Raw genomic sequence first — 20,549 nt, forward strand, 5'->3', positions numbered from 1 at the left:
CCAGTAACGTGCCGAGAATGAACAGGCCACCCATCGATGTACCGCGTCTGCGCAGCTCGCAGGGACTGTCGTTCTACGACCGGATCGATGTAGTCGAATCGACCGGATCGACCAACGCCGACCTGGTCGCTCGCGCCGCCGACCCGTCCGCCGACCGTCAGGCTCTGCTCGCCGAGGAACAGGTGAGCGGTCGCGGCAGACATGCCCGCGCGTGGGTGAGTCCGCCCCGGGCGCAGATCTCGTTGTCGATCCTGGTGCGCCTGCCCGGCATCGACCCCGCCGCGCTCGGCTGGTTGCCGTTGCTCACCGGCATCGCGGTGGTCGACGCGCTGCGCGGCACGGCCGGTGTCGCACCGGAATTGAAATGGCCCAACGATGTCCTGCTCGACGGCCGCAAACTCGCGGGCATCCTGGCCGAGGTCGCCGCGACCGGAATCGCGCCCGCGGTGGTGGTCGGCATCGGGATGAACGTCGACCTCGCCGAATCGGAACTGCCTGTCGCCCACGCGACTTCGCTGAGCTTGGCCGGTGCCCAGAACGTCGACCGCACCGCGCTGGTCGCGGCGATCCTGGCCGAGTTCTCGCGCCGCTTCACCGCGTGGGAGCGGTCGGGCTGGGACACCGTGGATCTGGTGGCCGAATACCGTGAGCGGTGCGCCACCATCGGCATGGAAGTGCGTGCCGAACTGCCCGGCGGGACGGTGCTCACCGGGGTGGCGAGCGATGTCGACGACACCGGGCGGCTGCTCATCGGTGAGCGGGCGGTGTCGGCCGGCGACGTTTCCCACCTGCGCGGACAGTACTGACGACGGGCCCGAAGCCGGGCCCGTCGTCGAGACGGATCAGCGTGCGCCCGCACCCGCGGTCGCGCGCTCGGCCACCTCGCGCTCGCGCGCCAGCAACCGGTCGCGCTGCTCCTCGAACCGCAGCACGTCCTTCTCCAGCTTGTCGATGAACAGCGCGAGGTCATCGCGAGCGGCCTCGCCGCGCGCACCGAAGTCGTTGCGGTCGAAGACGTTCCACTGCTTGAGTACCGGGCGCACCACCTCGTCGAGGTGCTGGCGCAGGTCGTAGATGCCGTGCTTGGCCATCAGTACGCCGTTGCGTCGCCAGTTGGGCATGCCCGCGCCCGGCATCTGGAAATTGGTGAGCACCTTGGTGATCGCGGGCATCGCCTGGTCGGGGGCCAGGTCGAGGGCCGCCGCGCACAGGTTGCGGTAGAAGATCATGTGCAGGTTCTCGTCGGTGGCGACGCGGGCCAGCATCTTGTCGGCGACCGGGTCGTCGCACACGCGACCGGTATTGCGGTGGCTCACCCGGGTGGCCAGCTCCTGGAACGTCACATAGGCGACGTTCACCAGGAATCCACCCCAGTTCGCCGGTGCGTGCGCGCCCTGGGTCATGTGGACCATCCGCGCTTCCTCCAGCGCCACCGGGTCGACGCCGCGGGTGACGACGAGGTAGTCGCGGATCACGATGCCGTGGCGGTTCTCCTCGGCGGTCCAGCGGCCCACCCAGGTGCCCCACGCGCCGTCGAGGGAGAAGTTCTCGGCGATCTCGCGGTGGTAGGACGGCAGGTTGTCCTCGGTGAGCAGATTGGTGATCATCGCCGCCTTGGCGACATCGGTGAGCCTCGATTGTGATGGCTCCCAATCGCTTCCGCCCATGGCGGCGAAATTGCGGCCTTCCTCCCACGGAACGTAATCGTGCGGATTCCAGTCCTTGGCGATGGAAAGGTGCCGGTTGAGGTTCTGTTCGGCCACTGGTTCGAGGGCCGTGAGGATTTCGAGCTGAGTCAGATCTTCGGTCACGCGTGCCTCCACTGTCGGTGTCGAGCAAGCAGATAAGGACAAAACCTGGCATCTAGCGTGTAATCCACAGTATCGCCTCGGCCGTGGCATCGAGAAATGCGGTGCGACTGTCACCGGACTCGATGTGCCAGCGCGGTACTGTCGCATCATGGGTTACCCGGAGGATGTCCTCGCGCCCGACGAGCAGTTGATCCTGCACCGCCACCCGCACTGGAAAATGTTGGTGTGGCCCATCGTCACTCTCATCGTCGTGACCGCGATCGCCGGTTTCCTCGGCGGCTTGGCCTGGCGCAACACCACCGGTCATGTGCGCACGGTGTTGCTGATCCTGATCGGGCTGGCCTGGCTCGGGCTGGTCGCGTGGCGCGTCGTCGCGCGCGTGATCGCCTGGAAGTCGACGCATTTCATCGTCACCGGGCGCCGGGTGCTGGTGCGCCAGGGCGTGCTCACCCACACCGGCATCGACATCCCGCTCAGCCGGATCTCCAGTGTGCAGTTCCGCCACGGCCTGCTGGACCGGGCGCTCGGCACCGGCACCCTGATCATCGGCTCCTCCTCGGAGGAGCCGCTCGAGTACGACGACGTGCCCCAGGTCCAGCAGGTCCATTCGCTGCTCTACCACCAGGTCTTCGAGGCGGGACGTTCCGCCAACGAGCAGCACTGGGGCGGCGGCTACCGGTGAGCTGCCCGTCCTCGCTGATCAGAAACATTTAACCTGTGCAGATGACCGCTGTTCTGCTGGCCGAAGACGACGAGGCGATCGCCGCACCCCTGTCGCGTGCACTGGGGCGTGAGGGCTACACCGTCACCGTCGAACGCTTCGGCCCGGCGGTGTTGCGCCGCGCCCTCGAGGGCAACCACGACCTGCTGATCCTCGATCTCGGCCTGCCCGGCATGGACGGGCTCGAAGTGTGCCGGCAGGTGCGTGCGAGCGGCGCCGATCTGGCCGTGCTGATGCTCACCGCCCGTACCGACGAGGTCGACTTCGTCGTCGGCCTCGACGCGGGCGCCGACGACTACGTGGGCAAACCGTTCCGGCTGGCCGAACTCCTCGCCCGCGTGCGAGCCCTGTTGCGGCGCAGCGGGATCGGGGACGACGCGGTGGAGGTCGGCGCGATCCGGCTCGAACCCGCGGCGCGGCGCGTGCTGGTCAACGGGGCCGAGGTGAACCTGGCCAACAAGGAGTACGAGCTGCTCAAGGTCCTGATCGACCGGGCAGGCCAGGTGGTGGCGCGCGAGACCATCCTGCGCGAGGTCTGGGGCGACGCCGACCTGCGCGGCTCCAAGACGCTCGACATGCACATGTCCTGGTTGCGTCGCAAGATCGGCGACGAGGGCCCGATGGCGGAGCGTCGCATCGTCACTGTGCGCGGTGTGGGGTTCCGGCTCAATACCGACGGACCCACCTCGCACCGAGGCTGACGCCGCAGTGCGCCGTCGCATCCTGCGTTCGATCCTGACCGTGCTGACCATCACCACGGTGGTGCTCGGCGTGCCGCTGATCTACACCGCGTGGCTGTGGGTCGAAGACATCACCCGCAACGATCTGCAGAGTCGCCTCGATCGGATCTCGTCCGAGGTGATCGCCCAGGAACGCGTCGACGGGACCGTCCACGACGGTCTCGACGTGCGCGCCATGAGCGCGCTGGTGCCCGAGGGCGGCAAGCTCACCATCGTCTATCCGGCCCCGCACGACAATGCCGCGCGCACCGATATCGGCGTCGCGGAGGTGGCGGATCCGCTGGTCGAATCGCTGTCGATGGGCACGTCCGGTTCGCTGCGGCTCGAGGTGCCCGCCGGGCCGATGCATTCCCGGCAGGAGCAGGCGGTGGCCGCGGTGGCGCTGGCCGTGCTCGCCTCGCTCGGTGCGGCGTTCTCGGTCGCGGTGGTGACCGCGCGCCGCGTCGCCGACCCGCTGCGTGATGTGGCCGCCAGGGCGGCCCGGCTGGCGATGGGCGACTTCCGGCCCGATCCGCGCCGCCACGGCATCGCCGAACTGGACCGGGTCTCCGATGTGCTCGATTCGGCGACCGTCGAGATCGCGGGTCGCCTGCAACGCGAGCACGCGCTGGTGGCCGACGTTTCCCACCAGCTACGCAGCCGCCTGACCGCCGTTCGCCTGCGCCTGGACGAGTTGTCCACCCACGCCGACCCGGAGGTGGTGCACGAGGCCGAGGAGGCGATGGCACAGGTCGACCGGCTCACCGACGCCATCGACGACCTGGTCCGCGCGTCCCGCGACGAAGACGCCACCGACCGCGACCCGGTGCCGGTGATGGCGGAACTGCGCGGTGTCGTCACCGAGTGGACCCACCCGTTCCACGAGACCGGGCGCGAACTGCTGCTGCTCGGCGACGAGTCCCTGCAGGCCCCGATCACCGGTTCGCGGCTGCGCGAGGCCGTCGCGGTGCTGGTCGACAATGCCCTGATGCACGGCGGCGGCACCTGCACGATCTCGGTGCGCACGGTCCCGACGATGAGCTCTCGCGACCCGCTGATCTGTGTGGAGGTGTCCGACGAGGGCGAGGGGGTGCGCGATGAGCTGGCGCCGCACATCTTCGATCGTGGTTTCTCCGCGGGTGGGTCGACCGGTGTCGGTCTCGCGCTGGCCCGCGCGCTGGTCGAGGCCGACGGTGGTCGGCTCGAGTTGCAGCGTCGCCGTCCGGCCCTGTTCGCGGTGTTCCTCGGTTCCAAGCTCAAAGGCCCGCAGAACGCGACCCTGACCGAGCCGCGCTGACTCAGGATTGGCCGAGGGGCTCTTCTTCGACCAGTTCCTCGAGCTCGGCGACGATCTCGTCGATCTCGTCGGGGAACACCCAGCGCCGCATCGCCCAGAAGCGGAACGCCATCTGCAGCAGGTTGCCGATGATGAACGCGCTGAAGAAATCGGCCACGTTCGCGACGAGGAAGCTCACATGGGGTTCGCGGAGGTCGAGTCCATAGATCGAGATCCACAGCGGGATATTGGCCAGGACCACCCCGATCCCGCTCACTGCGAAGAACAGCAGCGCCTCGTGATGCTTCTCCCGGCCGCCCCGATTCTTGAACGACCATTCTCGATTGAGGATGTAGGAAGCGATCACCGCCACCACGCCCGAGATGATCTTGGCGGTGAGCGGCTTGTCGGCGAGAATCGTCCATTTCAGGAGGTAGTACAGGCCGCTGTCGATCACGAACGTCGTGGCGCCGACGAGGGCGAATTTGATCAGCTCTTTATGCCTGATCGCGATTTCTCGCAGGCGCGGGGGAAGGACGCTGACCACGTCGTCGACGATTGACACGAGTTCTGAGTGTACCGGTCGCAAACATTCGCATTCGACATGACAACATTGCACGACGTGAGTGCACGTTCATTCGATCCGTCAGCCATGCCCACCGTCACGATGGTCGGTGGGGGCCAACTCGCGCGTATGACGCACCAGGCCGCGGTAGCCCTGGGCCAGCGTCTACGGGTGCTCGCCGAGCGGCCGGACGACCCCGCCGCCCAGGTCACCCCCGACGTCGTGTTCGGCAGCCACGACGACCTGTCCGCGCTGCGAAAGGCCGCGCGCGGTTCGCACGCGCTGACCTTCGATCACGAGCACGTGCCGACCGAGCACCTCGAGGTGCTGGTCGCCGAGGGAGTGAATGTGGCGCCGCCGCCGCAGGCGCTGATCTTCGCCCAGGACAAGCTGGCCATGCGGACGAAGCTGTCCGCGCTGGGTCTGCCGGTTCCGGCGTTCGTCGAGGTCGCCGCGCCCGCGGACGCGGTGGCCTTCGGTGACGAGCACGGCTGGCCGTTCGTGCTGAAGGCCGTGCGCGGCGGGTACGACGGTCGCGGGGTGTGGATGCCCGCCGACGCCGCCGAGGCCACCCGGTTGGTCACCGACCAGCTCGCGCACGGTGTGCAGTTGCTGGCCGAGTCGAAGGTCTCGTTGAAGCGGGAGCTGTCGGCGATGGTCGCGCGGTCGCCGTTCGGGCAGGCCGCGACCTGGCCGGTCGTGGAGACCGTGCAGCGCAACGGTCAGTGCGCCGTGGTGATCGCCCCCGCCCAGGACCTGGACGAGGACCTCGCCGCGCGCGCCGAGACCATGGCGCTGGAGCTCGCCGCGGGTCTGGGTGTGGTGGGAGTCATGGCCGTCGAGCTGTTCGAGACCCACGACGGCGAACTGCTGGTGAACGAGCTCGCCATGCGCCCGCACAACTCGGGCCACTGGGGCATGGACGGTGCCTGCACCGGCCAGTTCGAGCAGCACCTGCGCGCGGTCCTGGACTACCCGCTCGGTGATACGACGCCGCTCGCCCCGGTGACGGTGATGGCGAACATCCTCGGTGCGGCCGAGGCTCCCGAGATGTCGATGGACGAACGCCTGCACCACCTGTTCGCTCGCCTCCCCGAGGCCAAGGTGCACCTCTACGGCAAGGGCGAACGGCCCGACCGCAAGATCGGCCACATCAACATCCTCGGCGACGACGCCACCGAGGTCCGCGAAAAGGCCGAGCGGGCGGCGCACTGGATGTCGCACGCCGTCTGGACCGACGGCTGGGACCCGCACGGCGCGTGAAACCGCTTCGACCACAACGCTTTCGACCACTTAAGGAACCCACGTGAGCACCAACGGACCCCAGGTCGGCCTGATCATGGGCAGCGACTCCGACTGGCCCACCATGGAAGCCGCCGCCGAGGCCCTCGCCGAATTCGGCATCCGCTTCGAAGTGGGCGTCGTCTCCGCCCACCGCACCCCCCAGCGCATGCTCGACTACGCCCGTGACGCCGCGGGCCGCGGCCTGAAGGTGATCATCGCGGGCGCGGGCGGCGCGGCCCACCTCCCCGGCATGGTCGCCTCGGCCACCCCCCTGCCCGTCATCGGCGTCCCCGTCCCCCTGAAATACCTCGACGGCATGGATTCCCTCCTCTCCATCGTCCAAATGCCCGCAGGCGTCCCGGTAGCCACCGTCTCCATCGGCGGCGCCCGCAACGCGGGCCTCCTGGCCGCCCGCATCCTCGGCACCTTCGACGAGTCCCTGCGCACCCGCATGGAACAGTTCCAGGCCGGCCTCGAAAAAATGGTCCTCGACAAGGACGAAGCCCTGCGCACCAAACTCCTCGGCTGATCGCGTTTCGGCCACGCCCTTTCAGGGGTGCAGGAAATCGACGAGGGTGTCGATGACCGCGTCGGGTCGGTCGACCTGAACGAAGTGGGAGGTCCGGTCGACGCGCACCATCCGCGCGGACGGCAGGTGGGTCGCGAGTGTGTCGGCTACCCGTGGTGACACGATCGGATCGGGCTCGGTGCCGTAGACGGCGAGCAGCGGTACCGGGAAGCTGTCCAGTGCGCTGAGTGTGCGAGCGAGAGCGGCCAAGTCATCGGGGCGCAGGCCGTCACGCAGATGCCGTACGAAGGCCAGTGAGCCGGCGGCACTCGCCAGCGGGGAACCGTATTCGCTCGCCTCCTCCAGCGACTTCACGGTTTCGTCGAAATAATGCGTGCGGTGGTGTGCCCACCGGTGCGGCTGTCTTCGCACATACGCCGCGAGCCCGGTGGCGACGCCGGGTATCGCCAGCGCGGCGGCGAGCGCGCGGTGCTTGATTTCCGGCAGTAGTGGCGAATGCAGGATCGCCACCTTCCGGAACGCATCGGCGTCGGCGAGCGCGCGGTGCAGCACCGGCAACCCGCCGAGCGAATTGCCCACCACCGCACACCCTTCGATGCCGAGGGTGCGCTGGAACTCGCCCAGCCATTCGCCGATCTCGGCGGAACGGAATGTGGCGCCCGCGGGCGCGTCACTGCCACCGCAGCCCGGCAGGTCTACCGCCACCACACGAAAATGTGCGCCGAGGTCGGCCATGACGTATCGCCACGAGTAGGACGTGGTCATCAGTCCGTGGATGAGCAGCAATGGCGGCCCGGTTCCGGTGGTGCGGTATCGAATGCGAATCCGCCCGTATCGGGACGAGTCCATCGGCAGGTCCACCGGTGGTAGCTGGAGAAAGGAATGCGGGCGGGCGGGTCTGGCGGGAAGATCCCGGAATCGCGCCTGTCGAAAGGGGGTGGGCTGGACGGCTGTGGCCATCGAATGCTCCGATCCTCTGTTATCGTTCGTTCGAACGAACGAACGAATCAACGATAGCGCGGTGCGAGCAGCCGCGGGAAGCGAGACTCATGTCACAGTCGGAGCCCACTCGGGAGCGCATCATCGGGGCCGTCGTTCGGATCATGGGTGCCGACGGTGCGGCAGCGGTGACCAATCGTCGGATCGCCACCGAGGCGGGCATCTCGCTGGGCACCCTCACCTACCATTTCTCGACCCAGCGCGACCTCGTCGAGGCTGGTATGGCCGCCTTCGTCGCCGCGGAGACCGTCAAGTTCACTCAGCTCGCCGACCGCGCCGCCGCGGGTGAGATCGATCTGGCTCAGGCGGGTGAGATCCTCGGCGGCATCGTCACCGATACCGACTTCGGCGGAGACCACCTCGCGTGGTTCGAACTCTTCGTCCAGGCCGCCAGATATCCGGCCCTGCATGCCGCGACCGCTGAATTCTTCGACATCTACGACCGCCTCGCCGTGTCGATCCTGCGCGCACTAGGTGTCGCCGACGCTGAATCGGCGGCGCCGCTGGCGGTCGCGACATTGATCGGCCTCCAGCTGCGCCGTCTCGCGAGTGGTGGATCGCCCGACCAGGTCGTCGGCGGGATGGCCGGACTGGTCGCCGCATTCGGCGAGCAGTCGATGCCGCCGCATTCGCCTGCCTGAATCGCGCCACATGGCAGTGACTACGGTTGTTCCCCGTGGCACACGATGATGCGGCGCAGTTTCGGCTCACGGTGGTTGATCAGGCGTTGCGGTTGTTCGCCGAGCGGGGGTACGAGGCGACGACGGTGGATGAGATCGCGGTGGCGGCGGGGATCTCGCGGCGGACCTTCTTTCGGCAGTTCCGGTCCAAAGAGGATGTGATCTTCGCTGATCACGAGTTCCAGCTGGCCTCGGCGCAGGAATTTCTGGAGGGGGTCGGCGACGGGGATCCGTGGGAAGCGGTGTGCGAGGCCGTGATCGGGGTGTTCGAGCGGTTCACGCAGTGGCGTGACATCGCGGCGCGGCGGTATCAGGTGGTGCGGCGGGTGCCCGCGTTGCGTGAGCGCGAGATCGTCACGGTGTTCCGGTACGAGCGGCTGTTCACCGAGTTCCTGCGCGGCCGGTTGCCGGAGGTGCCCGATCTGGTCAGGGTGCAGTACACGGCCGCCGTCACCGCCACGCACAACTACTTGCTGCGCCGGATGGTGCGCGGCGAATCGGGGGCGGCGGTCGCCGATCTGCGCACTGAACTGGCGATGATCCCGCGTGGCCGCAGGGCGCCGACGGAGTCCGACGACATGGTGCTCGCCGTGTTCCCCCGCGACATGCCGCCACGCAAGGTGGCCGATCTACTCACTGCCCGCCTCGGTAACCTGTGAGCGCCACCCGAGCCGCAGCGTTCGATGGTGACACTGAGTGCCACCCATATATCCGCATGTAGCGATAGAGTGCCGCGCGTATAATCCTCGGTAGATTGGCACTGCGTGCCGATGCCCCACGCGCTGTGACCGCAGCGATCACGACCACGACCAGGAGTGTGCCCCCGATGGCTGGTAACCCCGATTTCGATCTGTTCAAGCTCGAGGACTTCCACGACGAGCTGCGCGGCGCCATCCGCGGCCTCGCCGAGAAGGAAATCGCTCCTTACGCCAAGGACGTCGACGGCAACGCTCGCTTCCCGGAGGAGGCGCTCACCGCGCTGAACGCCGCGGGCTTCAACGCCGTGCACGTGCCGGAGGCCTACGGCGGCCAGGGCGCCGACTCGGTCGCCACTTGTATCGTGATCGAGGAAGTCGCCCGCGTCTGTGGCTCGTCCTCGCTGATCCCCGCCGTGAACAAGCTCGGCACCATGGGCCTGATCCTCAACGGCTCCGAAGAGCTCAAGACCAAGGTCCTGGCCGACATCGTCAACGGCGAGATGGCCTCCTACGCGCTGTCCGAGCGTGAGGCCGGCTCCGACGCCGCCGCGATGCGCACCCGCGCCAAGGCCGACGGCGACGACTGGATCCTCAACGGCTCCAAGTGCTGGATCACCAACGGCGGCAAGTCCTCCTGGTACACCGTGATGGCCGTGACCGACGCCGACAAGGGCGCCAACGGCATCTCCTCGTTCCTGGTCCACAAGGACGACGAGGGCTTCGTGGTCGGCCCGCTCGAGCACAAGCTGGGCATCAAGGGTTCGCCCACCGCCGAGCTGTACTTCGAGAACTGCCGCATCCCCGGCGACCGCATCGTCGGCGAGCCCGGCACCGGTTTCAAGACCGCGCTGCAGACCCTCGACCACACCCGCCCGACCATCGGCGCACAGGCCGTCGGCCTGGCCCAGGGCGCGCTCGACGCCGCGATCGCCTACACCAAGTATCGCAAGCAGTTCGGCAAGACCATCGCCAGCTTCCAGAACACCGAGTTCATGCTGGCCGACATGGCCATGAAGATCGAGGCCGCCCGCCTGATGGTCTACACCTCGGCCGCCCGCGCCGAGCGTGGCGAGAAGAATCTCGGCTTCATCTCCGCCGCCGCCAAGTGCTTCGCCTCGGACGTGGCCATGGAGGTCACCACCAACGCCGTCCAGCTCTTCGGCGGCGCCGGCTACACCACCGACTTCCCGGTCGAGCGCATGATGCGCGACGCGAAGATCACCCAGATCTACGAGGGCACCAACCAGATCCAGCGACTGGTGATGGCCCGCAACCTGCTCAAGGGCTGATTCCTGCACCGACCGGGTGTTCCACAGCGCCTATGCTCCTCGTCCAGGAAGTTTTCGAGGCGTAGGCCGGAACACCCGGTCGATTGCTGTGCGGGCACGTGGATTCGAGTCGGCAGCAGGCGGCATACGTATGTTGGAACGATGACTGTTGACGCACCTGGCGCGCGCCCGAGGGCTGCCGTAGTCGCACAGGATCAGGACATCGCTCTAGCCGCGATCACCGGCGTGTTCGGAAGTCTCGAAGCCGCACTCGCGGCAAAAGATGCCGACGCCTTCGACAGTGTCTTCACCGCCGACGTGGTTTTCATCAACCCGGCGGGCACTGTCTTTTCGAGCTGGGATGAACTGCACGCCTACCACCGGACCGCGATGCGGAACAGCCCGGACGCCGAAGCGAACTACACGATTCTCGCCGCGCGCTTCCTCTCCGGTGGACACGCGATCGTCAATGTCGAGCAGACACTACGCACCCCGAATTTCTCGGTAACCAACCGCGGCACATGGGTTTTCACCGAACACAACGACACCTGGTGGGTCAGTTCGGTACACAACACGAATGTGGCGGGCAGCGCCGAATAGCTGTTACGGGACGAGTTCGGCGTATTCGGGGTGTTCGGCGATGTATTTTTCGACGTACCAGCAGGTGGGGATGATCTGGTAGCCGTGTTCGCGGGAGTCGTCGAGGCCGTATTTCACTACTTCGGCCGCTACTCCTCGGCCCCGGAATTCGGGGAAGGTCATGGTGTGGTGGAAGTCGCGGACCTTGGGGTCTTCGCGTTCGGCGTAGTCGGCGTATCCCGCGAGGACATCGTCGTGGAAGATCTCGTAGCGGGTGTCGGCGACGTTGTGCTCGAGCCTGGTGGTCATGCCTCGGATGCTAACCCGGTCAGAGGACCGCGCCGGGGTTGAGGATGCCTTCGGGGTCGAGTGCGTCCTTGATGCGGCGGGTCAGGGCCATCACGTCGGGGCCGACCTGGTCGGGCAGCCAGGCCTTTTTCAAGCGGCCGACGCCGTGTTCGCCGGTGATGGTGCCGCCGAGGGCGATGGCCAGGTCCATGATCTCGCCGAAGGCGCGGTGGGCACGTGCGGTGTTGTCGGGGTCGGTGGGGTCGTGCACGATCAGCGGGTGGGTGTTGCCGTCGCCCGCGTGCGCGATGACCGAGACGAGCACGTCGTTGCGTTCGCCGATGTCGGTGACACCGGCGATCAGGTCGCCGAGGCGGGGCAGCGGCACGCCGACGTCTTCGAGCAGCAGCGGCCCGATCTTCTCCACCGCGGGGATCGCGAATCGTCGTGCCGCGGTGAAGGCTTCACCTTCGGTGGCATCGGCGGTGTGGAAAACCTCTGTCGCCCCGGCCTTCTCGCACAGTCCCACCATCACCTGTGCTTCGTGCCCGGCGAATTCGCCGGGGGCGTCGGAACGGGCGACCAGCAGCGCGGCGGCGGTACGGTCCAACCCCATCCGCATCTCGTCCTCGACGGCGTTGATCGCGACGGTGTCCATGAATTCGAGCATGGCGGGGCGCAGGGTAGAGGTGATCGTCAGGATCGCGTCGGTCGCCGCGGTGAGCGAGCCGAAACTCGCCACGACGGTCGACTGCGGAGGCTGTGCGGGCAGCAGGCGCAGCGTGAGTTCGGTGATCACGCCGAGTGTGCCCTCGCTCCCGACGAACAGTTTCGTCAGCGACAACCCGGCCGAGTCCTTGAGTCGCGGCCCGCCGAGCCGCACCACGGTCCCGTCGGCCAGCACCACTTCCATGCCGAGCACATAGTCGGTGGTCACGCCGTACTTCACGCAGCACAGCCCGCCGGCGTTGGTCGCCGCGTTGCCGCCGATCGAGCAGATCTCGAACGAGGACGGGTCCGGCGGGTACCACAGCCCCTCCGCGGCGACAGCCCGCTTCACCTCGGCGTTGAGCAGCCCGGGCTGCGCCACCGCGATCCGGGTCACGGTGTCGACGCTGATCTCCCGCATCAACTCGGTGCTGAGCACGATCCCGCCGTCCACCGCGGTCGCCCCACCGGACAGGCCCGTCCCGGCCCCACGCGGCACCACCGGGACCTTGTTCGCGTGCGCCCACCGCAGCGTGGCGGCGACATCGGCGGTGCCGCGCGCCCGCACCACCGCCAACGGCGTGCCCGCGTCGGGATCGCGCGCCCAGTCCTGTCGGTAGCCCGCCAGCAGATCGGGGTCGACGACGACCGCCCCGTCCGACAACGCCGAAATCAACGAATCGAGGTCACCGCTGCGCTCGTCCACCTGTTCACGCTAACCCGCACACCCCGTCAGTCGCGGGCAGTTCGTCCCGGTCGATCGCGCACCGGGCGTTCACGCGAACCGCGCCAGGGCGCGAGAATGCCTGGTGATCGACCGGATGTGATGTGTGCCCGAACAAGGAAATCTACGCATCAATGTGATCTGGCGCGCCCCGTTGGTATATACGCCGTCCAATCCGTCACAATGCCCTGACAGGGTGTGTTCGACGGTGAATCGCCTCGCCGCCCAGCGTGTTTCGAGTTCTGCTCCACGGGTGCGCTCCGCGCGCATCGATCATGCGACGTTGTTGCGCCGCACCGCTTTTCGTAGGGAGGACTGGCGATGATGAAGGAACCGCAGGACCGCAGCGAGCTGGTGGGTGCTCTGCTGGCCGCGGAGTTCGCCGACGCGGGCATCGACACCGAGGTGATGCGTGGTGTGCACACCGGCGCACATCACGAATGGCTGTCCGCGCTGGAATCGACCGGGATGTTCGATGTCCGTGCGATGGCCGAGATCGCCGCCCGCTGGGCGGCCGACCCCGCATTGCTGCGTGACGCTCTGCTCGCCGAGGCCGATGAGCTCACCCGCCGCCGCTGCCTCGCCGCGTGGGCCTCGTTCGACACTCGCCCGATCGCGGCGGTCAGCCGCTAGCTTCTCGGTCCGCCCGTTTGCCGTTTGCTCACCCCGGCTTCATCTGCCGCTGGCAGGCTGGCCGCGTGGAGCATCAGGCGAGCGTCACCGAATCGGTGGCCGATCGATTCACCCGTTGGTGTGAGGCGGTCGTCGCCCGGTTGCCGTGGGGGCTCGACCGGTATGTGCCCGCGACGTTCCTCGGCTTCGCGCTGATCAACAGCTTCACCTTCGGTGTCGACCTGCTGTTGCTCACGCTGCTGCACGGCGTTTTCGGCTTGCCCGTCTGGCTCTCGATCACCCTCGCCTACATCGTGGCGTTCGGGTTGAGTTTCCTGCTCAACCGCACCTTCAACTTCCACTCCCACGCGCCGATGGGCAAGCAAGCCGCGGTGTATGTGGTCGTGGTCCTGGTGAACTACCTGGCGTTCATCCTCGGCGTCGGCTCGGGTCTCACCGCGCTAGGCCTGGAATACCACCTGGCCAGATTGCTCGCGGGCGGTTGTGAGGCCGTGTACATGTACTGCGCGATGCGCTGGCTCGTCTTCCGCCGCCGGCCTGCGATGACGGCGACGACCGCTGCTTGATCGCGCGTCGGTTGTGCTGGCGGCGTCAGCCCCGGAGCACCTCGGTGCGATCGCCGTCGACCAGGACGACGTCGTTGTCGGTGAGCGCCCAGTGCGCGATGCCCTCGTCGACGCAGTGGGCCAGCATCGCGGCGGAGTCGCCGTCCGGGTCGGTGGGGGAGTCCAGGTGGACGACCAGGCGACGATCCACCACGCCCAGTCCGTCCCAGCGTGGTTCGATGCCGGTGGCGGACAGCACCTCGGCGGGGTCGTCCATGGTTTCCAGGCCGTGCAGGTCGGGTCCGAGCAGGCACGCGCCCGCGCTGTAGCCCGCGTAGACCAGCGCGTCCTCGCCCAACAGCGCGGGCAGCACGGAATCGGCGCCACTGCGGGCGAATTGGGCGCGTAGAACGAAGGTGTTGCCGCCGCGCACCCAGACCATCGGGAATTCGCGCAGGTGCCGTTCCAGCCGCTCCGGTTGTCCGGCGTACTCGCGCAGATCCAGCACGTCCGGTGAATAACCCTGCTGCTCCAGCGGTTTCACATCGCTCGTCACCGCTGACGACCAGGCATCGGGCCACGCGTCACACGCGTTCGGGATCACCGCGACCCGTCCCGGCGCACCGACGAGCCCGACGAGCCGATCGGCGAAACCACCGAACCTGTACGACGCCAGGAAAAGTCGCATCAGATGGTGAACGCCAGATTCCGCACGAGCCGCTCACCGAGCGCGGTATCGCCCTCGACGGCAACCTCGCCGGGGTGCCGGTCGGCGGTGGTGCGCCCACCGCGCAGTCGCGCGAAAAGCCCGGAGTCCATGCGGATCACGGTGGTCGGCTCGTCGGAGACCTCGTCGAGAACCGATCCGCGACCACCGGCGACCGACAGATGCACCTGCCTGGTCACCGGACCGGTCAGATCCAGTGTGATCAGCGAACCATCCGGCGCCTTGGCGCCTTTCACCACCGCACGGCCGAGACCGATGGTCAGTTCGGTGAACGCGGCCTCGGCCCGCGCGCCACCCTCGGGCACGCTGCGCCCGATCCCGTCGGCGAGGTCGTGTTCGTGCATCCAGCAATCGAACAGCCGCACCCGCATGAACCGCCCGTAGGGGACCTGCCCCACCGGCGAGACGGTCGACGCCTGCCAGGCGTCGTCGTCCATGGCGGCCAGTGCCGCCCGGCGACGCTCGGTGGTCTCGTCGAACAGCGCGAGCAGCCGCTTGCCCGAGAGCGGGCGCAGCCGGTCGACCCAGATCTCGTTGAGCACGGCCACTTCGTTGCGCACATGCGGCAGCGTTCGCACGTCGGTCTTGGGTCGCAGGGGATCGTGCGGCGGCGGTGTCTCGCCGAGTAGCCACGACTCGGTGCCGATCACGTGGGCGACCACGTCGAACAGGGTCCAGCCGGGCAGTGGGGACGTTCGGCGCCACGCCTTTTCGTCGAGGTCGGTGACCAGCAGCGCGATGGCTTCCCACTGCTCGGCGAGTAGGTCGGTGAGTTGTTCGCGCCCCGGCGTCTCGATCATCCCTGTGCTCCTTCTGCTTCGCTCTGGTCGAGCGCGGTGAGGCCGGCGCGGATCGCCGCTGCGGTCGAATTCGGTTCGTGCGGGCGACGCAACAGGAAACCCTTGGCGAAGGTGAGTTTGTCACCGTGTTTGCGGGGGACCACGTGCAGGTGGACGTGGCCGACGGTCTGGAACGCGGCGGTACCGTCGTTGAGGATGAGATTGGCGCCGTCGCTCGCGAGCCCGCTCAGGCGCAGCGCCCGGGCCAGACGGTGGCCGGTGCGGAAGATCCGGGCGCCGAGGTCGGGGTCGAGATCGTCGAGCTCGGTCGCGTGGACCTTGGGGACGATCAGGGTATGGCCACGGGTGATGGGACGGATGTCGAGGAACGCGCAGACCGCGTCATCGGAGTAGACCATGGTCGCCGGTGCGGCACCCGCCACGATCAGACAGAAGGCGCAGTCGTTCACGGCCTCGACCCTACGGTGTGATCTGGGTCGCGCAACAGTCCGAACAGGTCACTACCATGACGCGCATCACGTCCGGTCGGATGTGTGGGTGTCCGGCCTGGAGTCGGACGTCGAGGTAAGTAACCGACCTGGATGTGCGCTCTTGTATGTCCCCACCTGCGGCGACGAATCTCGGTGCGGGCGCCGACCGGTGTCCGCCGGGTCGGGAGCTCGTTGTCACGGCTGACGAGGGCCGCGGTGTCCGTTTTGTGGTCGTCAGTCCAGTTCTCCGTTGTGACGGGCATCTCCGCTAGGCTCACCGCGAGCCGAGTACAGTTGCCAGGATTTCAGTCGAACTTACTCACAGGTAACTTCGGCGCCCCGTTGTTCCCAGGCTCGAAGCCAGCACGAAAAGGAAGTCTGACTAGTGGAGACAACGCAAAACGTGGGCGAGGGTTCGCCGCGCGGAGCGCGTGTCGGAGTCGTTCGCGAGTCCGGCCCGGGTGAGCGGCGAGTCGCATTGGTACCCAAGATCATCCCCGCCCTGTCCAAGCAGGGTGTCGAGGTGATCGTGGAAGCCGGTGCCGGCCTCGGCGCTCTCATTCCCGACGCTGCCTATGTAGAGGCAGGCGCGACCATCGGTGACCCTTGGTCGGCCGAGGTCGTCGTCAAGGTCGCCCCGCCCAGCGATGCCGAGGTGGGCAAGCTGTCCTCCGGGCAGACCCTGATCGGTTTCCTGGCGCCGCGCAATGCCGAGAATCAGATCGGCGCGCTGAAGTCCGCCGGTGTGCAGGCTTTCGCCGTCGAGGCGATCCCGCGTATCTCGCGCGCCCAGGTGATGGATGCCCTGTCCTCGCAGGCGAACGTGGCCGGCTACAAGGCCGTGCTGCTCGCCGCGTCGGAGTCGACCCGGTTCTTCCCGATGCTGACCACCGCCGCGGGCACCGTGAAGCCGGCCACCGTGCTGGTGCTCGGTGTGGGTGTCGCCGGTCTGCAGGCGCTGGCCACGGCCAAGCGTCTGGGCGGGCGGACCACCGGCTACGACGTGCGTCCCGAGGTCGCCGATCAGGTGCGCTCGGTCGGTGCGCAGTGGCTGGATCTGGGGATCGACGCCGCCGGTGAGGGTGGGTACGCCCGCGAACTCACCGACGAGGAGAAGGCCCAGCAGCAGAAGGCGCTCGAAGACGCCATCAAGGGCTTCGACGTCGTGATCACCACCGCGCTGGTGCCCGGTCGCCCCGCACCCCGCCTGGTCACCGCGGCCGCTGTCGAGGGCATGAAGCCCGGCAGCGTGATCGTCGACCTGGCCGGTGAGACCGGTGGCAACTGCGAGCTCACCGAGCCCGGCGAGGTCGTGGTCAAGCACGAGGTGACCATCGCCTCGCCGCTGAACCTGCCCGCCACGATGCCCGAGCACGCTTCCGAGCTGTACTCGAAGAACATCTCGGCGCTGCTGGAACTGATGCTGGTCGACGGCAAGCTCGCCCCCGACTTCGAAGATCAGGTCCTGGCGGATTCCTGTGTCACCCGTGAGGTGGAAGCCTGATGTACACCGAACTGCTCGCCAATATCGCGATTCTCGTTTTGTCCGGCTTCGTCGGCTTCGCGGTGATCTCCAAGGTCCCCAACACCCTGCACACCCCGCTGATGTCGGGCACCAACGCCATTCACGGCATCGTCGTGCTCGGTGCCCTGGTGACCCTGGGCAATGTGAAGGACCCCTCGCTGCTGGTACAGGTGATCCTGTTCGTCGCCGTGGTGTTCGGAACATTGAACGTCATCGGTGGTTTCGTGGTCACCGACCGCATGCTCGGCATGTTCAAGGGTAAGAAGAAGGCGGCCGAGTGATGCACGCAGTCGACAACATGACCTACCTGGTGAACGGCCTCTACATCGTGGCCTTCTCCATGTTCATCTACGGACTGATGGGCCTCACCGGCCCGAAGACGGCCGTACGCGGCAACCAGATCGCCGCTGTCGGTATGGGTCTCGCGGTGGTCGCCACCTTGATCTCGGTGCGGCACGCGGCCCTGCTCAACTGGATTCTCATCGCCGCCGGTCTGATCGTCGGTGTGGCACTGGGTGTTCCGCCCGCCATCCGCACCAAGATGACCGAGATGCCGCAGCTGGTCGCGGCGTTCAACGGTGTCGGTGGTGGCACCGTCGCGTTGATCGCGTGGGCCGAATTCGTCGACAGCGCGGGCTTTTCCGAGCTGCACGAATCCCCGACCATCCACATCATCATCGGTTCGCTGTTCGCCGCGGTGATCGGCTCGATCTCCTTCTGGGGCTCGATCATCGCCTTCGCCAAGCTGCAGGAACTCCTGTCCGGCAAGCCGATCAGCGTCGGCCGCTTGCAGCAGCCGCTGAACCTGATCCTGCTCGTCGGCGCGATCGTGTGCGCCGTCGTGATCGGCCTCGGTGCCGACAACGGTGGTGTCTCGCAGCTGTGGATGATCGGCCTGCTCGTGCTCGCCGGTGTGCTCGGCCTCATGGTCGTGCTGCCCATCGGTGGCGCGGACATGCCGGTCGTCATCTCGCTGCTCAACGCCCTGACCGGTCTGTCGGCCGCGGCCGCGGGTCTGGCGCTGAACAACACCGCGATGATCGTCGCGGGCATGATCGTCGGCGCCTCGGGCACCATCCTCACCAACCTGATGGCCAAGGCCATGAACCGCTCCATCCCCGCGATCGTGGCCGGTGGCTTCGGTGGCGGCGGCGCGGTCGCGGGTTCGGGTGACGGTGAGGCCAAGACCGCGAAGGCGACCTCCGCCGCCGACGCCGCGATCCAGATGGCCTACGCCAACCAGGTGATCGTGGTCCCCGGCTACGGCATGGCCGTGGCCCAGGCCCAGCACGCGGTCAAGGAGATGGCGCTGCTGCTCGAGGGCAAGGGCGTCGAGGTCAAGTACGCGATCCACCCGGTCGCCGGTCGTATGCCCGGTCACATGAACGTGCTGCTGGCCGAGGCCGAGGTGTCCTACGACGCGATGAAGGAAATGGACGACATCAACGGTGAGTTCAACCGTACCGATGTGGTCCTGGTCATCGGCGCCAACGACGTCACCAACCCGGCGGCCCGCGACGACAAGTCGAGCCCGATCTACGGCATGCCGGTGCTCAACGTCGACCAGGCCAAGAGCGTCATCGTGCTCAAGCGCTCGATGAACTCCGGCTTCGCCGGTATCGACAACCCGCTGTTCTACGCCGACCACACGTCGATGCTGTTCGGTGATGCGAAGAAGTCCGTCGGTGCGGTCACCGAGGAACTGAAGGCGCTGTAAGACAGCCGAATACAACCGCAAGAGGCTCCGCTGTTCTCGCCGAACAGCGGAGCCTCTTGTCGTTGTGCCGACCGCGACTCGCCATCAGACAGTCATGTCTGCCGGGAGTGGGAGCGGGTATGCCGCAGCTGAAGCGAGCCGACAACGAGAGGAGTTCGATCTCGTGGAGGAGATATTGCGGCCGATCATCGTGCTGTTCGCTACGGCGGCGGTCACGGTTTCGGTGGGTTTGCTGGTAGAGCGTCTGCTGCGCTACGCGGCGCGCCGAAGTCCCAGCGTCCATCTGCCAGCGCTGCGGCGACTGCAACTGCCGCTCCAGGTTCTGCTCGGCACGGTCACCTTGCACGCGGTCTACCCGCTCGCCGAGCTCGACCTGCGCCAGGACATGGTGATCCGGAACTTCCTTGCCACGGCGGCCATCATCGCCGCGGTGTGGTTGGTCATCCGGGCCACCGATGTGGTCGCCGACAGCCTGCTGGGCCGCTATGCCCAACGCGCCAGCGAGATTTCGCGCGTGCGCCAGTTGCGCACCCAGTTCGGACTGGTGCGCCGCATCGTCACCTCGGTGCTGGTGGTCACCACCGCCGCGGTGGCCATCATGTTGCTGTTCCCGAGTCTGCGGACCCTCGGCACGTCGATGTTGGCCTCGGCGGGCGTGATCGGCATCATCGTCGGTGTTGCCGCCCAGTCGACGTTGAGCAATCTCATGGCCGGGCTGCAGATCGCCTTCGGCGACTCGGTCAAGATCGGCGATACCGTTGTCGTGGAAGGGGAGTGGGGCACGGTCGAGGAGATCACCCTCACCTTCCTGACCGTGCGGATCTGGGACGACCGCAGGCTCACCATGCCGGTGTCCTACTTCAACAGCCAGCCCTACGAGAACTGGTCGCGGGGCGGCTCGCAGATCACCGGCACAGTGCTGCTGCACCTCGACCACAGCACCCCGGTGCCCGCGCTGCGCGAGCACCTGCACACCTACCTGCGCGACTGCCGGGAGTGGGACGGCCGCAACTGGAATCTGCTGGTGACCGACAGCACGCCGACCGACATCGTCGTCCGTGCGACGATGTCGGCCGCCGATGCCGACGACGCGTGGACCCTGCGCTGCGCGGTCCGCGAGGAGTTGCTGACCTGGATCGGGCGCCACCACGCCCACGCGTTTCCCAAGATCCCGACGTCGATCACCCACGTCGCCGAGGATGCCGGCGCAGGTGATCGCGTCGGCGACCAGCGAGTGCCGGCCACCGCGCCCTGGGCTTCGTCGGCGCGCTAGATCAGCAGGC

General features: G+C 67.3%; 24 protein-coding genes. 16 read left to right on the plus strand and 8 right to left on the minus strand.

Annotated elements, in window-relative coordinates; all coding sequences use genetic code 11:
* The first annotated feature begins 17 nt into the window (after positions 1-17).
* Positions 18-806 (plus strand): biotin--[acetyl-CoA-carboxylase] ligase, encoded by a 789-nt coding sequence (locus tag ACFVJ5_RS15110; RefSeq protein ID WP_378662289.1) that lies wholly within the window; start codon positions 18-20, stop codon positions 804-806.
* Positions 807-842: 36 nt separating this feature from the next.
* Here the strand turns inward: ACFVJ5_RS15110 and ACFVJ5_RS15115 are convergent, their stop codons facing one another.
* Positions 843-1,811, minus strand: a complete 969-nt coding sequence (locus tag ACFVJ5_RS15115) for an acyl-ACP desaturase (protein ID WP_379220478.1) — start codon at positions 1,809-1,811, stop codon at positions 843-845.
* Positions 1,812-1,959: 148 nt separating this feature from the next.
* On the opposite strand from ACFVJ5_RS15115, the gene ACFVJ5_RS15120 reads away from it, so the two are divergent.
* From ACFVJ5_RS15120 to ACFVJ5_RS15130, 3 genes are read left to right on the plus strand one after another with little or no spacing between them, the layout of a single operon-like run.
* Positions 1,960-2,493 carry a PH domain-containing protein gene (locus tag ACFVJ5_RS15120; RefSeq protein WP_378635591.1) on the plus strand — a complete coding sequence of 178 codons (534 nt, stop codon included), beginning with the start codon at positions 1,960-1,962 and terminating at the stop codon, positions 2,491-2,493.
* 41 nt (positions 2,494-2,534) lie between these two features.
* Positions 2,535-3,233 carry a response regulator transcription factor gene (locus tag ACFVJ5_RS15125; RefSeq protein ID WP_056818039.1) on the plus strand — a complete coding sequence of 233 codons (699 nt, stop codon included), beginning with the start codon at positions 2,535-2,537 and terminating at the stop codon, positions 3,231-3,233.
* 7 nt (positions 3,234-3,240) lie between these two features.
* Positions 3,241-4,548, plus strand: coding sequence for a sensor histidine kinase (locus ACFVJ5_RS15130; RefSeq protein WP_379220479.1), 1,308 nt, complete (start codon positions 3,241-3,243; stop codon positions 4,546-4,548).
* Position 4,549: 1 nt separating this feature from the next.
* On the opposite strand, the gene ACFVJ5_RS15135 is transcribed toward ACFVJ5_RS15130, so the two are convergent.
* Positions 4,550-5,092, minus strand: a complete 543-nt coding sequence (locus ACFVJ5_RS15135) for a GtrA family protein (protein ID WP_379220480.1) — start codon at positions 5,090-5,092, stop codon at positions 4,550-4,552.
* 39 nt (positions 5,093-5,131) lie between these two features.
* Between ACFVJ5_RS15135 and ACFVJ5_RS15140 the strand changes: the two genes are divergently transcribed.
* Both ACFVJ5_RS15140 and purE read left to right on the plus strand, forming a co-directional pair.
* Entirely contained in the window at positions 5,132-6,355 is a 1,224-nt protein-coding gene (locus tag ACFVJ5_RS15140; protein WP_379220481.1) for a 5-(carboxyamino)imidazole ribonucleotide synthase, read from the plus strand.
* 43 nt (positions 6,356-6,398) lie between these two features.
* Entirely contained in the window at positions 6,399-6,905 is a 507-nt protein-coding gene (gene purE / locus ACFVJ5_RS15145) for a 5-(carboxyamino)imidazole ribonucleotide mutase (RefSeq protein WP_379220482.1), read from the plus strand.
* A 21-nt stretch (positions 6,906-6,926) separates the two neighbouring features.
* Here purE and ACFVJ5_RS15150 read toward each other — a convergent pair whose 3' ends face one another.
* Positions 6,927-7,754 carry an alpha/beta fold hydrolase gene (locus ACFVJ5_RS15150; protein ID WP_379220483.1) on the minus strand — a complete coding sequence of 276 codons (828 nt, stop codon included), beginning with the start codon at positions 7,752-7,754 and terminating at the stop codon, positions 6,927-6,929.
* A gap of 200 nt (positions 7,755-7,954) precedes the next feature.
* On the opposite strand from ACFVJ5_RS15150, the gene ACFVJ5_RS15155 reads away from it, so the two are divergent.
* The 4 genes from ACFVJ5_RS15155 to ACFVJ5_RS15170 all read left to right on the plus strand — a co-directional run bounded on the left by ACFVJ5_RS15155 (position 7,955) and on the right by ACFVJ5_RS15170 (position 11,150).
* Positions 7,955-8,545, plus strand: a complete 591-nt coding sequence (locus ACFVJ5_RS15155; protein ID WP_379220484.1) for a TetR/AcrR family transcriptional regulator — start codon at positions 7,955-7,957, stop codon at positions 8,543-8,545.
* A 35-nt stretch (positions 8,546-8,580) separates the two neighbouring features.
* Positions 8,581-9,243 carry a TetR family transcriptional regulator gene (locus tag ACFVJ5_RS15160; RefSeq protein ID WP_379220485.1) on the plus strand — a complete coding sequence of 221 codons (663 nt, stop codon included), beginning with the start codon at positions 8,581-8,583 and terminating at the stop codon, positions 9,241-9,243.
* A gap of 167 nt (positions 9,244-9,410) precedes the next feature.
* A complete protein-coding gene (locus tag ACFVJ5_RS15165; protein ID WP_379220486.1) occupies positions 9,411-10,571 on the plus strand; it encodes an acyl-CoA dehydrogenase family protein in 1,161 nt (386 codons plus the stop codon).
* 141 nt (positions 10,572-10,712) lie between these two features.
* Positions 10,713-11,150, plus strand: a complete 438-nt coding sequence (locus tag ACFVJ5_RS15170) for an SgcJ/EcaC family oxidoreductase (RefSeq protein ID WP_379220487.1) — start codon at positions 10,713-10,715, stop codon at positions 11,148-11,150.
* 3 nt (positions 11,151-11,153) lie between these two features.
* On the opposite strand, the gene ACFVJ5_RS15175 is transcribed toward ACFVJ5_RS15170, so the two are convergent.
* Together ACFVJ5_RS15175 and ACFVJ5_RS15180 are read right to left on the minus strand one after the other, a co-directional pair.
* The gene (locus ACFVJ5_RS15175; RefSeq protein WP_379220488.1) at positions 11,154-11,438 is read right to left on the minus strand and encodes a GNAT family N-acetyltransferase; all 285 of its coding nucleotides are present in this window, start codon (positions 11,436-11,438) and stop codon (positions 11,154-11,156) included.
* 19 nt (positions 11,439-11,457) lie between these two features.
* Positions 11,458-12,831 carry an FAD-binding oxidoreductase gene (locus tag ACFVJ5_RS15180; protein ID WP_379220489.1) on the minus strand — a complete coding sequence of 458 codons (1,374 nt, stop codon included), beginning with the start codon at positions 12,829-12,831 and terminating at the stop codon, positions 11,458-11,460.
* A gap of 339 nt (positions 12,832-13,170) precedes the next feature.
* On the opposite strand from ACFVJ5_RS15180, the gene ACFVJ5_RS15185 reads away from it, so the two are divergent.
* Both ACFVJ5_RS15185 and ACFVJ5_RS15190 read left to right on the plus strand, forming a co-directional pair.
* Positions 13,171-13,482, plus strand: coding sequence for a hypothetical protein (locus tag ACFVJ5_RS15185; protein ID WP_379220490.1), 312 nt, complete (start codon positions 13,171-13,173; stop codon positions 13,480-13,482).
* Between the two features lie 65 nt (positions 13,483-13,547).
* Positions 13,548-14,048 (plus strand): GtrA family protein, encoded by a 501-nt coding sequence (locus ACFVJ5_RS15190; protein ID WP_379220491.1) that lies wholly within the window; start codon positions 13,548-13,550, stop codon positions 14,046-14,048.
* Between the two features lie 25 nt (positions 14,049-14,073).
* Here the strand turns inward: ACFVJ5_RS15190 and ACFVJ5_RS15195 are convergent, their stop codons facing one another.
* Genes ACFVJ5_RS15195 through ACFVJ5_RS15205 form a run of 3 tightly spaced genes read right to left on the minus strand, consistent with a single transcriptional unit; the run spans position 14,074 to position 16,003 of the window.
* The gene (locus ACFVJ5_RS15195; protein ID WP_379220492.1) at positions 14,074-14,715 is read right to left on the minus strand and encodes a Type 1 glutamine amidotransferase-like domain-containing protein; all 642 of its coding nucleotides are present in this window, start codon (positions 14,713-14,715) and stop codon (positions 14,074-14,076) included.
* Complete coding sequence (locus ACFVJ5_RS15200) at positions 14,715-15,554, minus strand: maleylpyruvate isomerase N-terminal domain-containing protein (protein ID WP_379220493.1); 840 nt, start codon at positions 15,552-15,554, stop codon at positions 14,715-14,717. Before ACFVJ5_RS15200 ends, ACFVJ5_RS15195 begins: the two co-directional genes overlap by 1 nt.
* Complete coding sequence (locus ACFVJ5_RS15205) at positions 15,551-16,003, minus strand: HIT family protein (RefSeq protein ID WP_378635626.1); 453 nt, start codon at positions 16,001-16,003, stop codon at positions 15,551-15,553. Before ACFVJ5_RS15205 ends, ACFVJ5_RS15200 begins: the two co-directional genes overlap by 4 nt.
* Positions 16,004-16,409: 406 nt before the next feature.
* Between ACFVJ5_RS15205 and ACFVJ5_RS15210 the strand changes: the two genes are divergently transcribed.
* The 4 genes from ACFVJ5_RS15210 (at position 16,410) to ACFVJ5_RS15225 (ending at position 20,539) form a co-directional block, all read left to right on the plus strand.
* Complete coding sequence (locus tag ACFVJ5_RS15210; protein ID WP_379220494.1) at positions 16,410-17,528, plus strand: Re/Si-specific NAD(P)(+) transhydrogenase subunit alpha; 1,119 nt, start codon at positions 16,410-16,412, stop codon at positions 17,526-17,528.
* Entirely contained in the window at positions 17,528-17,830 is a 303-nt protein-coding gene (locus ACFVJ5_RS15215) for an NAD(P) transhydrogenase subunit alpha (protein ID WP_056818017.1), read from the plus strand. The genes ACFVJ5_RS15210 and ACFVJ5_RS15215 overlap by 1 nt, the downstream gene beginning before the upstream one ends.
* 17 nt (positions 17,831-17,847) lie before the next feature.
* Entirely contained in the window at positions 17,848-19,266 is a 1,419-nt protein-coding gene (locus ACFVJ5_RS15220) for an NAD(P)(+) transhydrogenase (Re/Si-specific) subunit beta (protein WP_379220658.1), read from the plus strand.
* Positions 19,267-19,429: 163 nt separating this feature from the next.
* Entirely contained in the window at positions 19,430-20,539 is a 1,110-nt protein-coding gene (locus ACFVJ5_RS15225) for a mechanosensitive ion channel family protein (protein WP_379220495.1), read from the plus strand.
* Positions 20,540-20,549 lie beyond the last annotated feature (10 nt).

It is taken from the genome of Nocardia sp. NPDC127606, from assembly GCF_042671725.1.
Classification (GTDB): domain Bacteria; phylum Actinomycetota; class Actinomycetes; order Mycobacteriales; family Mycobacteriaceae; genus Nocardia.